This is a genomic window from Aerococcus sp. HMSC062A02, assembly GCF_001809535.1.
Classification (GTDB): domain Bacteria; phylum Bacillota; class Bacilli; order Lactobacillales; family Aerococcaceae; genus Aerococcus.
The window spans coordinates 1-13,820 of the sequence record NZ_KV797918.1 but is presented as its reverse complement, the minus strand read 5'-3'; the positions used below and the strand labels follow the sequence as shown (position 1 = coordinate 13,820).

The 13,820-nt window shown below is 48.0% G+C and carries 11 protein-coding genes and 1 pseudogene; 4 read left to right on the top strand and 8 right to left on the bottom strand.

Annotated features, from left to right (window positions below; translation table 11 throughout):
• Positions 1-336: 336 nt before the first annotated feature.
• Entirely contained in the window at positions 337-1,020 is a 684-nt protein-coding gene (sdaAB, locus tag HMPREF2626_RS10380) for an L-serine ammonia-lyase, iron-sulfur-dependent subunit beta (RefSeq protein ID WP_284911295.1), read from the bottom strand.
• Between the two features lie 12 nt (positions 1,021-1,032).
• Positions 1,033-1,914: pseudogene (gene sdaAA / locus HMPREF2626_RS10375) on the bottom strand (L-serine ammonia-lyase, iron-sulfur-dependent, subunit alpha); the annotation flags it as partial.
• Between the two features lie 270 nt (positions 1,915-2,184).
• Between sdaAA and HMPREF2626_RS03360 the strand changes: the two are divergent.
• Together HMPREF2626_RS03360 and mmuM are read left to right on the top strand one after the other, a co-directional pair.
• Positions 2,185-3,720 (top strand): AbgT family transporter, encoded by a 1,536-nt coding sequence (locus tag HMPREF2626_RS03360; RefSeq protein ID WP_070617423.1) that lies wholly within the window; start codon positions 2,185-2,187, stop codon positions 3,718-3,720.
• 100 nt (positions 3,721-3,820) lie between these two features.
• Entirely contained in the window at positions 3,821-4,750 is a 930-nt protein-coding gene (gene mmuM / locus HMPREF2626_RS03355) for a homocysteine S-methyltransferase (RefSeq protein WP_070617419.1), read from the top strand.
• A 29-nt stretch (positions 4,751-4,779) separates the two neighbouring features.
• On the opposite strand, the gene HMPREF2626_RS03350 is transcribed toward mmuM, so the two are convergent.
• On the bottom strand, positions 4,780-6,276 hold the full coding sequence (locus tag HMPREF2626_RS03350) for an AcpB/EbpR/MafR family transcriptional regulator (protein WP_070617417.1): 1,497 nt from the start codon (positions 6,274-6,276) through the stop codon (positions 4,780-4,782).
• A 270-nt stretch (positions 6,277-6,546) separates the two neighbouring features.
• On the opposite strand from HMPREF2626_RS03350, the gene recQ reads away from it, so the two are divergent.
• Positions 6,547-8,328 carry a DNA helicase RecQ gene (gene recQ / locus HMPREF2626_RS03345; RefSeq protein ID WP_070617413.1) on the top strand — a complete coding sequence of 594 codons (1,782 nt, stop codon included), beginning with the start codon at positions 6,547-6,549 and terminating at the stop codon, positions 8,326-8,328.
• A 71-nt stretch (positions 8,329-8,399) separates the two neighbouring features.
• Here recQ and HMPREF2626_RS03340 read toward each other — a convergent pair whose 3' ends face one another.
• The 5 genes from HMPREF2626_RS03340 to HMPREF2626_RS03320 form a co-directional block, all read right to left on the bottom strand.
• Complete coding sequence (locus HMPREF2626_RS03340) at positions 8,400-9,368, bottom strand: glutathione S-transferase family protein (RefSeq protein WP_070617410.1); 969 nt, start codon at positions 9,366-9,368, stop codon at positions 8,400-8,402.
• Between the two features lie 289 nt (positions 9,369-9,657).
• On the bottom strand, positions 9,658-10,317 hold the full coding sequence (locus HMPREF2626_RS03335) for an amino acid ABC transporter permease (protein WP_070617409.1): 660 nt from the start codon (positions 10,315-10,317) through the stop codon (positions 9,658-9,660).
• 20 nt (positions 10,318-10,337) lie between these two features.
• Positions 10,338-10,979, bottom strand: a complete 642-nt coding sequence (locus HMPREF2626_RS03330) for an amino acid ABC transporter permease (RefSeq protein ID WP_070617407.1) — start codon at positions 10,977-10,979, stop codon at positions 10,338-10,340.
• Between the two features lies 1 nt (position 10,980).
• Complete coding sequence (locus tag HMPREF2626_RS03325) at positions 10,981-11,808, bottom strand: transporter substrate-binding domain-containing protein (RefSeq protein ID WP_070617404.1); 828 nt, start codon at positions 11,806-11,808, stop codon at positions 10,981-10,983.
• Between the two features lie 15 nt (positions 11,809-11,823).
• Positions 11,824-12,558, bottom strand: coding sequence for an amino acid ABC transporter ATP-binding protein (locus tag HMPREF2626_RS03320; RefSeq protein WP_284879003.1), 735 nt, complete (start codon positions 12,556-12,558; stop codon positions 11,824-11,826).
• 242 nt (positions 12,559-12,800) lie between these two features.
• On the opposite strand from HMPREF2626_RS03320, the gene HMPREF2626_RS03315 reads away from it, so the two are divergent.
• Positions 12,801-13,688, top strand: a complete 888-nt coding sequence (locus HMPREF2626_RS03315; protein WP_070617399.1) for a DMT family transporter — start codon at positions 12,801-12,803, stop codon at positions 13,686-13,688.
• Positions 13,689-13,820 lie beyond the last annotated feature (132 nt).

Below are 13,820 nucleotides of genomic sequence, written 5' to 3'. Positions count from 1 at the left end.
ATCACTCCGAGTCTGCCAAGTCGAACCCAACTAAGGGTGTGAGCAGAGCCGTTTGGCAACATAACACCGGAAAATAAAAGAGCCTCGTTGGAGGCTCTTTTGTGATTTATGAAGTAGATATAAAAGTACAAATGTTTGAAAGCATACCCCTCCAGTATAAAGCTTGAGGGATAAAGACCCCGCAAGAGCTGAGGAGGGACTGCATTAGCTCCACCTTATATAGATATGAAGCCACGGTTCAGCCGTGGCTTTTTTGTGCTTTTTATCAAGTTTGATTTGTTAACAAAATCTCTAAAACAAAAAAGCTGAGCCTTTCGACTCAGCTTGGATAAAACTCTAATTTACATTAACATATTGAAGTTTTTCAATATCTGGGAATTCTTTCTTCAGATCATCTAGGATTTCGTCTGAAACATCGGTATCGACTTCAAAGACAGAAATCGCTGGGCCATTGATTTTTTGGCGTTGGTTCATCATGAAGGAAATATTGAAACCTTTATCAGCCAGGTAGTCTGTTAATTTTGCAATGACACCAACTTTATCTTTGTGGTAAACAAAGATGGTGGGACGTTCACCAGAGAATTTAATGTCGTATTCACCAATTTTTTGAGCTTCAATCTTGCCCCCACCAATGGAGCTAGCAATCACGCTGATGTAGTTATTAGCTCCCCATAGGTCAACCAGTACGGTATTGGGGTGGTAGTTGCCAAAGTCAGCTTCAAGGAAGTGGTATTTGAGGCCAGCTTTTTCCGCCATTTCTTCAGCGTCTGCGATATTTGGGTCAAAGGTATCGTAACCGAGAACGCCACCGATTAAGGCGCGGTCAGTCCCGTGGCCTTGGTAGGTCTTAGCGAAGGAATCCATCAGACTGAAGATCACTTCTTCTGGCTCTTCACCCAAGAGTTGACGGGCGAGGTTCCCGATCCGGGCAGCACCAGCCGTGTGAGAGGAAGATGGACCAACCATTACGGGACCAATAATATCATAGGCAGACTTGTAATTGGCGGTCTTGGTATTCATTTCCAGTTCACCACGCGAGCCAAAGACTTCTTCTTTGATAGACTTACCAGTTGGTGTACCAGCTAAGCCGCCAATCCCGGTTTCACGCAAGGAAGCAGGCATTTCTTTACCGATATCATACATGGCACCGATGACTTCATCAGCTGGAATAACGCTCTTCACGCCAGCCAGGGCCATATCAGCAGCAGCTAGGGCAGTGATGGCATGGAGGCCGTTACGGATAATGCAAGGCACTTCAACCAGACCAGCTACTGGGTCGCAAACTAGGCCGAGAGAGTTCTTCAAGGCTAGACCGAGGGCATGGCCGACTTGGTCAGGTGTCCCGCCCTTGAGTTCGACTAGGGCACCGGCAGCCATAGCTGTCGCAGAACCGATTTCGGCTTGGCAACCTCCTTCAGCCCCAGCGATACAAGCTTGGTTGGCGATGGTTAGGCCAAGTGCTGATGAAGTGAACATGGCGTTAACTAATTCATCTTTCTCATATTTGCCGGTATCATACATGTGGGTGATAACAGCAGGTAGGATACCCGCAGAACCAGCTGTTGGTGTAGCTACAATCCGGCCCATGGCAGCATTGACTTCGTTAACGGCCATGGCATTAGCGGCTACTTCTAAGGTGTCGGGGTTAACCAAGGAATCCATCCCAGCATCGTGGACGTATTCATAAAGGCGGTGGCCGTCACCACCCGTGATCCCTGTTTGGGACATAGCAGATTCTTTGGTCCCCTTACGTACGGATTCTACCATCACATCGAACTGGTCAGCCATAGCTTGGCGCAAGTCTTCAATGCTTTTCTTTTGGTATTCTGATTCGGTTTCTAGCATCAGTTGGTAGATTTTTTTATCTTCTTCTGTTGCAGTTTCAATTAATTCTTTTAAATTAGTAAAAGACATTAATAAACCTCCTTTGAGTAATATAATAATGCAAACTCAGACTTATTATAGTACAAATTGAAAGCGTTGTCAGTTGTTTTGGCATAACTTTTCACAAACTGTTAAATTTTTTATCACGAGGCCACTATTTTTTAATGATCTTTAGCTGTGGCTCATCCTATAAGATTAATAATTAATGACTAAAGTTAAAATAATATTAAAAAATAGTCGTAATTTTGACCTGTTAATGTTAAAATAGGGCAAAATTATGTCGGCTAAGGAGGAAAAATAATGGAAGTAGAAAAGAAGACGCCACTCCAGTCCTTTCTCGATTGGGTGGAGCGGGTAGGGAACCGTTTGCCCCATCCCGTGATTATCTTTATTATATTATCTGTCATTATAATGGTTTTATCCGCTATTTTTGCGGAACTGGGAGCCAGTGCAGACTATTTCGATGCCAAGGCCAATGAGCAAGTGACAGTAGAAGCGGTGTCGCTCTTGAGTGGTGAAGGCTTCCGCTATATCTTCAACCATGCCACAACGAACTTTACGGGCTTTGCCCCCTTGGGGACGGTCCTCGTTACCATGCTCGGTGTGGGCGTGGCTGAATGGACAGGCTTGATTGGAGCTGCCCTGAAGAAATTGGTCACCCAGGTTCCAGATAGCCTGCTTACGGCAGTCGTGGTATTCGCAGGGGTCATTTCAAATATCGCTTCGGACGCGGGCTATGTGGTGGTTATTCCGCTGGGAGCTATTGTTTTTGCAGGAGCAGGCCGCCATCCGATTGCTGGTTTAGCAGCGGCCTTTGCGGGGGTATCGGGCGGCTTTTCGGCTAATTTGATGTTTGGACCGACTGATGCTCTCTTGACAGGGATTACTAATGCTGCTTTGGACAGTGTAGGAATTGAACATACTGTATCAATCACTGGCAACTGGTACTTTATCATGGCTTCCACCGTCGTTTTAACCATAGTAGGGACATGGGTATCCACCCGAATTGTAGAACCCCACCTGGGCCACTACGAGGGCAATGCGGTCCACGATGACCAAGCCCTGACTCCAGATGAAAACCGGGGACTCAAGCATGCTGGAATTGCTCTGCTTGTCTTCCTCGTTATATCCGCCCTGGCTATGGTTCCTGAAGGGGCCCCCCTCCGTTCCTTGAATGAGGCGACGGGCCAGTACGACTTGCAGGAATTCTTAAACAATGGCTTGATCTTCTATATCTTCTTACTCTTTGCCATTCCTGGCTTGGCTTATGGCCGGCAGACTCAGAAGATTTCCTCATCGGATGACTTCGTGGCCGCTATGACGGCTTCAATGAAGTCTATGGCTTCTTATATTGTTTTGGCCTTCTTCGCAGCCCAGTTGATTGCTTATTTCTCTTATACTAACTTGGGCCTCTTATTGGCCAATTCAGGTGCTGAATTCTTGAAGACGGTCGGTTTAACAGGGATTCCTTTGATCCTAGCTTTCATTCTTTTAACGGCCTTTGTCAATCTTTTTATCGGCTCAGCATCAGCCAAATGGGCGATTATGGCGCCGATTTTCGTGCCCATGTTCTTCCAACTCGGACTTTCCCCCGAACTCACCCAAATGGCTTACCGAGTGGCGGACTCATCGACTAATATTATTTCGCCTTTAATGTCTTACTTCGCCATGATCCTAGTCTTTATGCAGCGCTACGACAAGAAGTCAGGACTAGGAACCCTCATTTCCGTAATGCTCCCTTATTCCATCGCCTTCCTTGTCTTTTGGACGCTCATGCTAGTTGCTTGGTACGTCTTCAACCTACCCCTGGGACCAGGCGCAGGCCTCCACATTTAAGAAGAAAAGAAGTGTTCCTTGTGAGCACTTCTTTTTTCTTTTCTTCATGATTGGGCTATGCTAAGCTTAAGAGACTGATAAGAGAAGGGAATGAAAGCTGATGTCGGATATTGTAAAAGCTCTGGAAAAGGAAGCGGTCGTTATCCTCGACGGGGGCTTAGCCACGGAATTACAAGCTTATGAAGAGGAACTCAACCATCCCCTATGGACGGCCCGACTTGTGGAAAGAGCTCCTGAGGCGATTAAAGCAGCCCACCAAGCTTTCTTTGAAGCGGGAGCTAATATAGCCACTACAGCCACCTATCAAGCCAGTGTGGAAGGTTTTGTCAAGGCTGGGCATAAGAATATTGAGGCGCGAACCTTGATGCGTAAGGCTGTCTTTTTAGCCAAGCAGGCGCGGACTACTAGTGGAGGCGACCAGGAGAAATGGTTGGCTGGCTCTATCGGACCATATGGCGCTTTTCTAGCGGATGGGTCAGAGTATCGGGGGGATTATGAGCTCTCTGATTTAGAGCTTTATGCCTTCCATGCGGAGCGCTTTGCCCTCTTGGTTGAAGCGGGAGTGGACTTAATTTTCTTTGAAACTATTCCTAATTTTGTGGAAGTGAAGACCCTGCTCAAGCTCTTGGAGAAGTTCCCCGACCAAAAAGCCTGCCTCACTGTCAGCCTTAAGGATCCTTACCATATGAGTGATGGCACAGCCTTAGAAAATTTACAGACTCTGTTGGATTGGCATCCGCAAATTATTGCCTATGGTGTCAACTGCTGCCCGGCGGCTTGGGTAAGCCCTGCCTTGGATACCATGCGGCCTTCTGCCCTCAAACCTTTTATTGTTTACCCTAATCTAGGAGGGGCCTACAATCCGGAAACCAAGCAATTTGAAGGGCAAGAGGAGACGTCCATCAGTGACTGGGTGACTGATTGGTATGATAAAGGAGCTCGCTTTATTGGCGGTTGCTGTGGCACTACAGCCCAAGATATCAGAGAAGTCCGGCAAAGTTTGGATGCTTATATCAAAAATAAAGCGTAAAAAAACCAAGCCACTGCTTGGTTTTTTCTCTAATGACGTTCTTGCTGGCGTTTTTGTTTGAGGAAGGCGGCCAGCCAGTTGTAGTCCTGCTCGGTAGGTAGGGTTTGGACGTAGAGGTTGGGGATTTTGAAGTCATGCGGCATATCGAAGGTTGAGATGATAAGGTCGCATTTGAGATTTTCAATCAATTTGCGCTTGAGTGGGAATTGCTTATAAATATGGAAGTCGATCACTAAGCCAAAACGGTTGTTCAAGGCGTCCTGGATGCGGTGGGCGTGGTCGCTGGAATAATTACTGACGATATAGGCGACCGGCTTTTGATGGGCTAGGTGCATCTGGGTATGAAGTTTTTCCCAGCCGGTATAGAGAGCATAGATGAAATTGGTCAGGCCGTAAGGAAGCGGTTTGAGACCGATCGATTGGAAATAATGCTCACTTTCTTTGACAATGAGGTCATAGAGGTCGGGGTAGAAGTGGGACATGGTTTCGATGTAGTCTGCCTTCCGGTCGATTAAGAGGCTGTCCTTTTGAATATCTGCGACGGTTGTTAAGAAGGCATAGTTATGCAGGCTGAGAATAAGGCGGTCGCGGTGCTCGATATGGACATGGGCTTCTAGGCAGATAGTATCCAGAAATTGGTTCAGGTATTCTACCGAGCGCTGGATGAGTGGGCGTTCACTGATTTCTGCCTGGAAGTTGCGGAGGTCAATATAGATATTCTGGTTGAGGACGGGCATGAAGAGTTGGACGGCATTGGTCAAGTTCAACTTAAAGTTAAAATTCTGCTCCATGTTTTTGAGGTCGTCATTTTTCTCGAGTTCGTCGATGAGGTCCTGGTAGATCCCCTTAAAGAGGGGGATATCCTTGGATTGGATGAGATGGCCTTTTTGGGTGCGGATGATGCCGATCGCTAGTAAGAGTTTGCCTGCTTGGAACCAGGCGTTAGTGTATTGGTGGCAGGTCACCTTCCAGGCGGTGCTGAGGAAGAGCTCACAATATTGCAAGTTAACCTCTTCGAAGGGCCATTCCAGCGGACTATATTTTTCGCGGAAGAAGAACATAAAGAAGAGACGAATATTGGTCTCAGGGCCAACGAAGCGGTAGGGACTGTTGGAGATTTCAAAATTAAACTGACTGCGCAGGGCCTGGTTCAAAAGATTGATATTCCGGTAAACGGTTGAGGGGCTGACAAAGATTTCATCAGAAATTTCTTGGGTGGAGATATCCGGGTGAAAAAAGATCTGTTCTAGAATATTGAAGGCGACTGAGTCCCTCATGTAGAGGCGAACGAAGGTATAGTAGTCAACAGAAGGGGCATAGATGCCACGGATACCGAATTTTGACCGCTCAATCGTCAAATAAGAGGAAAAATTATTCTCAATATAGGACAAGTCCTTGCTTAGGACGCGGTCCGAACAATCGATGGCTTCCGCTAATTCAATCATCGTAATCCAGTCGGTCGAACGATAGAGGATGTGCAGTAAGCGCAGTTGGCGCTGTTCAGCAGATGATAACACAGAGTACATAATAAAACCTACCTTCTCAATTAGCCTGGCTTAGGATGCAGAAGAAAGATGAAATATTTTTCTTCTGAAAAAAAGCTAATACTTTAATTATAGCATTTAATTAGCCTTATGAATCCCCTAAGAATATAGAAAATATGGATTGATGGTCTTTACTTGACTTATAATTTTTGTTCAGAATTTTTTACTGAAATTTCTGTTTAACCAGCTGCTTCTTTATTATGTGGGAGGATTCTAGTAAAATAAGGACAGATTAAGAAAAGGAGCGATGACATGGCCATTCAAGACCTCTTAGCCTATCACTATGGCTATAGCCAGTTCCGGCCGGGACAAGAGGAGATTGTAGAGGCAATTCTAAACGGTAGGGATGTATTAGGCGTCTTGCCGACAGGTGGGGGAAAGTCCCTATGCTACCAGCTGCCCGCCCTGGCGATGGAGGGCTTAACCCTGGTAATTTCTCCGCTAATTTCGCTGATGAAAGACCAGGTGGATAGCTTGCATGAGCATGGCATTCGAGCAGCCTATCTCAATTTGGCTTCGTCCTGGGAAGAGGTCCAGTACCTGCGCCAGGCCCTAGGTCAAGGGGACTTGGACTTGCTCTATGTGGCTCCGGAACGGTTAAACCATCCAGCTTTTATCGATTGGATGCGGGAAGTTAAGCTGAGTCAAGTGGCAGTGGATGAAGCGCACTGCGTCTCCCAATGGGGCCATGATTTTCGCGCTTCTTACCGTGAAATTGGCGGCTTTATTGAAGCTTTAGACCAGCGTCCAGTCGTTTCGGCCTTTACGGCGACGGCCACGGCTTATGTACGCCAGGATATTATCCAGCAATTGGGACTTGAAGACCCTCAGCTGGTGGTGAATTCCTTTGACCGGCCCAATTTGAAACTCCGCGTCTTAGAGCCCCAGTCTAAGTGGGAGGCTCTCCGCCAAGAGCTGCATTCGGAAGAGGCCATGATTATTTACGCCAATACCCGCAAACAAGTCGACCAGCTCTATGACCAGCTCCGCCAGGCCAAGTTTAAGGTCGTTCGTTACCATGCCGGTCTGTCTGCTGAGGAGCGTGAAGCCAGTCAGAATGCCTTTATCTATGAAGAAGTCAACCTGATCGTAGCAACCAATGCCTTTGGGATGGGGATTGATAAGCCGGATGTGCGTAAGGTGATCCACTATAACATGCCAACAGACCTGGAGAGCTATTACCAAGAAGCAGGCCGGGCAGGGCGTGATGGCTTGCCTGCTGAAGCCATCCTCCTCTACCATGCCAAGGATATTGTCGCGGCTAAATTCTTGATCGGACAGAGCCAGGATCCAAGCTCTGAGCGCCGTCTCCAGGCCATGATTAACTATGCCGATTATGCCGGCTGCCTGCGCCAGTACCTCTTAAGCTATTTCGGCGAAAACTTAGCTGAGCCTTGCCAGAATTGTTCAGGTTGCTTAGAGGACGTCGATGTCCGTGATGCCAGCCGGGAAGGGCAGATGGTACTCTCTTGCCTGGTTCGCATGCGCTGGGCTTATGGCATGACCATGGTCTGTGATGTCCTCCGCGGCAGCAAGGCCCAGAAAGTGCGGGGCAAGGGCTTCGATAGCTTATCTACCTACGGCCTCTTAGCAGATTATTCGGAGAAGGAAGTTAAGGATATTATCTCCCAAATGCTGTCCCAAGGTTACCTCAGCCTCAACCAATACAAGGGTCTTGAACTGACCCCAGCCTCCAAGGCCCTGCTCAAGGGGGACAAGCAACTGACCATCAAAGCGCGACCCTATAAGGCGCACAGCCAAGCTAAGTCGGCTCAGCAAACAGCGGTGGCCAGTCAATTGTCTGAACGCGATGAGGAGCTCTTCGAAGCCTTGCGCGAGCTCCGCTATGAACTTGCAGGAGATGAAGGGGTGCCAGCTTATATTATCTTTAACAACCAGACCCTTTTGGAAATGGCTGAAGAGAAGCCCCAGACCTATGATGACTTTCTTGACATCAGCGGGGTAGGCCAGGTCAAGGCCTCCAAGTATGCGGATATCTTTATTGAGCGTATTGAGGAATGGTTGGAAGGATAAAAAAGAACTTCTAGACCGGCTCGTTTAGCCTAGTGCTAGAAGTTCTTTTTGTGTTTGTATTTACTTTTGTTTTATTCGTCTTCAGGTAAGCTCCAGTCAAGGATAGGGCCTGCTGGAACGATACCGTTTGGGTTGATGGTGTCGTGTGAACGGTAGTAGTGTTCTTTAATATGTTGGAAATTTACTGTATCGGCAATTCCTGGCATGTTGTAAATCTTACGGGTATAGTACCAAAGATTAGGGTAATCTACTAATTGATGGTAGTTGCACTTGAAGTGGCCGTGGTAGACGCTGTCGAAGCGGACCAGGGTGGTGAAGGTACGGATATCTGCTTCTGTGAATTGGTCACCGGCCAAGTAGCTGTGGTCTTCCAAGTGGGCTTCCAGTTCATCGAGCATCTTGAAGACATTGGCCACTTCCTCTTCATAGACAGCTTGGTCGGTCGCAAAGCCTGCCTTGTAGACGCCATTGTTTAAGTTATCGTAGATTTTGTCGTTCCACTGGTCGATCTCTTCACGCAAGTCTTCAGGATAGTAGTCGCCTTCTTTAGCACCGACTTCATCGAATGCAGAGTTCAGCATGCGGATAATCTCTGAAGATTCGGTGCTTACGATGGTATCCTGCTTGAGGTCATAGAGGACGGGTACCGTCACCCGGCCAGAGAAATCTGGGGCCACATGGGTGTAGATTTGATAGAGGTAGTCCGCGTCGATGACCGGATCCTTGATCACGCCATCTGCCTCGTCAAAGGTCCAACCGTGTTCAGCCATCAAGGGGTTGACCACAGAGAGGCTGATCATTTCTTCTAGCCCCTTCAACTTCCGCATCATCAAAACCCGACTCGCCCAAGGGCAGGCTAAGGAAACATAGAGATGGTAGCGGTCCGCTTCGGCCTTGAAGCCACCCTCACCGCTAGGGCCTGGTTGACCATCCTTAGTCACCCAGTTACGGAATTTAGCAGCATCCCGTTCGAAATGCCCACCTGTGCTTTCTGTATCATACCATTGGTCGCGCCATTCGCCATTAACGAGTAGTCCCATACCAACACTCCTTTTCTATTATTTCAGTTTCGATCTATTTTTATTATAACGAAAGTCATCGCAAAAAACGAATGAAACGCTTGGGGAATGATAAGAAAATATATTCTGTCTGTCTTCTTCATTGGCTAATTCATATAGACTGGTTCTGCTGACTTGTTCTAGTGAAGGAAAGCTAAGCGTCAGTCCTCACCCTCTTAGTCGGGTTCGACTTGGCAGGCTTGGAGTGATTTCACAAGTCAGAAACGAGCGAATGTTCGCTCTTATTCTGACTTGCTCCAATCATCCAAAGCTAAGCGCTCTTGCTCACACCCTTATTAAGATACTGGGTGGTTTGGGAGAGGGTGTAGCAGATGAGCCAGTACATGATAGTGACGAGGGCGAAGGTGCCGAGGATGTAGCTGGAGTTTTGGCCGTAGATGATGCGGGCGTTGTGCATGAGTTCGGGCAGGGAGATGATGGTGGCCAGGCTGGTGTCCTTGATGAGGGCAATGAGCTGGCTGACGATGGAGGGGGCCATGGTCCGGTAGACTTGGGGCATGATGATGTAGGCCATAGTCTGGCTGCGGCTGAGTCCGGTTGCTAGGCCAGCTTCGAATTGTCCTTTAGGCAAGGCCAGGATGCCAGCCCGGATAATTTCTGAAATCATAGCCGATTCAAAAAGGGTCAAGGCGGCTACGGCTGCCCAGAAGATATCCATTTTGATTCCGATTTGGGGTAGGGCGAAGTAAGTAAAGAAGATAATTAACAAGAGGGGGAGGTTGCGAACAGTGTCGATGAGAAAGCCCAGCGTGTTAGAGATAATGGGCAGCTTGAGATAGCGCAGGATACCAAGGAGGCTGCCGAAGAATAGGCTGAGGCTAATGGTGAGTAAGGTGAGTTTGACCGTTACCCAGAGGCCCTGGAGGAGGAAGTTAATATTAATCCATTGAAAAGCACCGGAAAAGTCCATTGTGAAACTCCTTTCGTGCCTTAGAGGCTATAATTCTTTTCAAGTTTTTGTATGAATAGGGTTAGAGGAACTGTGAGCAAGAGGTAGAAGCCGGCGACCAGGCTATAGCTTGCGAAGGTGTCGAAGGTCTCTAGGGCGACCAGGTCCCCATAATACATAAGGTCGAGTCCCGCCACCATAGCGAGGATGGAGGAATTCTTAACCAAATTGATGACCTGGTTGCCTAAAGCAGGTAGAGATTGGCGGAAGGCTTGGGGAAAGATGAGATAGGCCATGCATTGTCGAGCTGTGAAACCCTGGGAGAGGCCGGCTTCGAACTGGCCGCGCGGAATGGCCTTGATAGCTGTTGCGATAATATCTGCAATAAAGGATGAAGTATAGAGACTCAGAGCGATCACACCAGATGTAAAACCTGAGAGTTTAATCGAAAAGAGGGGGAGGACGACGTAGAAGAACATCACGATGACCAAGAGCGGAATATTGCGAAAGATTTCGACATAAGTGGTCGCGAATGCTTTCAGAAGTCTCTTGCCTGCGCTCTGCCAAATCCCCACCAAGCTCCCCCAGAGGAAGCTGGCGACTAGGGCAATAGCAGAGGCGAGGAGAGTGCGGGCAAAGCCTTCTAATAAGAGGGGTAGGTAATCGTGCAAAAGGGTAAACATACTAGGCCTCCTTTAAATTTTTAGCATTGGCGCTTTCGCCAGCATCGGGGAACCATTTATGGAAGATCTTATCATAGGTCCCATCCACTTTAATTTTAACCAAGGCCCGGTTGACCTCATCACGGAAGTCTTTTTGACTCTTGTCGACGGCAATGCCATAGGGCTCCTTGGTAAAAGCCTCACCGATCAAGCGGTAGCCAGGATTCTGGTCAGCGATACCTAGCAAAATCGCATTGTCGGTTGTCATAACGTCGCCCTGGCCGGATTGCAAGGCAGTAAAGGCTTCGGCATAGTTTTCCAGTTCAAGGACCTTGGCCTGGGGAGCAAATTTCCGGATGGATTCTGCTGAACTGGATCCCTTAACGGCTAGGACAGTGTTTTGGGGGCCTAGGTCCTGGACTGATTGGAGGGGCGAATCTTCTGGACCGAGCAAGGATTGTCCGGCGGCGAAATAAACATCTGTGAAATCCACCTGCTTTTTCCGTTCCTCAGAGATGGTCATGGTGGCGATAATGGCATCAATATTACCATTTTTGAGGAGGGGGATCCGCGTCTTCGACGTCACCTCGACGAAATCGGCTTGGGCTTGAGGCCCAGCAATTTCCTTGGTCAGGGCCTTAGCAATATCAATGTCGAAGCCCTCCACTTCTTGCTTGGCAATATTATAGTAGCCGAAGAGTCGGGTGTCGTTTTTGATCCCCCAACGGATATGTGGGGTCTGGCTGCTTTGGATCTTGTCTAAAATACTTGGCGCTTGGCTATTTTTTCCGCAGGCCCCGAGCAAAGTCAAGCAGCTGACTAAGAGCAAGAGTAAGTGTCCTTTTTTCATGAAATGACCTCCTGACTAATAAGCGTTAACAACTTGGAGGAAGTCCTTGGCCCGTTGACTTTGGGGTTGGGAGAAGAAGTCCTGGCTGGGCCGGTCTTCAATGATTTCGCCAGCCTCCATGAAGAGGGTCCGTGTGCTGACTTCCTTGGCAAAGCGCATTTCATGGGTGACGACAACCATGGTCATCTTGTCGCTCTCGGCAATGTCTTTCATGACGTTGAGGACTTCGCCCACCATTTCGGGGTCGAGGGCGGAAGTTGGTTCATCGAAGAGGAGGACCTTGGGCCGCATGGCGAGACCACGGGCGATGGCTACCCGTTGCTTTTGCCCACCGGAGAGTTGGCTAGGGTAGTGGTCGCGCTTGTCCCAGAGATTTACCCGCTTTAATAATCTTTCCGCGCGTTCGTGAGCTTCTTCCGGGGTCTTTTTGAGGACCTTGAGAGGGGCGAGAGTGATGTTTTCAAGCGCGGTCTTATGGGGATAGAGTTCAAAATGTTGGAAGACCATGCCAAAGTCGCGTCTGACCTGGCGGATATTTTCTTTGGGGTTGGAAACGTCCCGACCATCGCAATAGAGGTGTCCACTGGAAATCTTTTCCAAGGCGTTGATGCAGCGGATAAGGGTTGACTTGCCTGAACCGGAGGGCCCGATGATACTGACAACTTCGCCCTCTTGGATGCCTAAGTTAATGGCCTTTAGGGCGTGGTAGTCGCCGTAATACTTTTCGACGTCTTTAAATTCGATGATCATAATGAACAACTCCTTACAAAATAATTAGAAAAAACTTATTGAAAAGATAATAGCATAAATATAGGCTATGTATAAGTGGGTTTCCATACAAGTTTTTTATTTCACAATAAATGGACCCTATGTATTAAGTGGTTAAGGCAAGTTAAGCCTAATAAAAAGAGGAGTCTAAGGGCTTGAATTCAGGCTCGAAAGCATGTAGGGTAGAGATATTGAAATGTAAAGGATAGAAAGGATATGCTGCTGTGACAAATCGTAATAAGGGCATTATTGCCATCTTGATCTCTGCTTTTGGTTTTGCTGTGATGAATCTTTGCATCCCCTTAGCCGGAGACCTTCCCACTATTGAAAAGAGTTTTTTTAGAAATATTGTTGCCTTCGTCGTTGCCTTGACCCTCTTGATGCGGTCTTGGTCCCAAGTTAAGAACCAGGTCCAGGTAGGCGAATTGCCCTGGAAGACCCTCCTCTTAAGGTCGATCTTGGGGACGATTGGGGTCTTCTGTAATTACTACGCCCTCGATCACCTATTTCTTTCTGACGCTTCGGTTCTCAATAAGCTGGCGCCTTTTGCGACGCTTGTTTTTTCAGCGATTTTTCTCAAGGAGCGGATGGATAAGCAACATTTAATCGCCCTGGGCTTTGCCTTTGTGGGAGTCCTCTTAGTCAGCAAACCGACTGGAGCGACAGCCGATCTTCTGCCTTACCTTGTCGCTATCCTTGGGGGCTTGAGTGCGGGCGGAGCCTATACTGCGGTCCGTCAGCTCAACAAGCAGGGAGTCCCCAGCGCCTTTACGGTGGCCTTCTTTTCAGGCTTCTCCTGCTTAGTTTGTGTGCCGTATTTAATCTTTAACTATGTCCCCCTCGACCAAAAAGCTTTATTGGCTCTTTTAGGGGCAGGCCTAGCTGCCAGCTTCGGTCAGTTCGGGATTACCCTGGCTTATAAGTTTGCACCAGCTAATGAGATCTCTATTTTTGACTATTCCAGTATTGTCTTCAGTGGCTTACTCGGCTTCATCTTCCTTGGCCAGGTACCTGATGGCTGGAGTATTCTCGGCTATTTCATTATCTTTACAGGGGGATTAGTCACCTTCCTCTACAACCGCCAATTGACCCGCAAGCAGTTATCGCGTTAAGATATAATTTGAAGATATGTATGCTACAAGAAGAGGCTGGGGTAAGAACTCCAGTCCCTTTTTCTTTTGGGCTCCAGTCAAGTGAGCTAAGCGCCAAGTCTCACACCCTTAGTTCCTACGATTAGTCAAGTA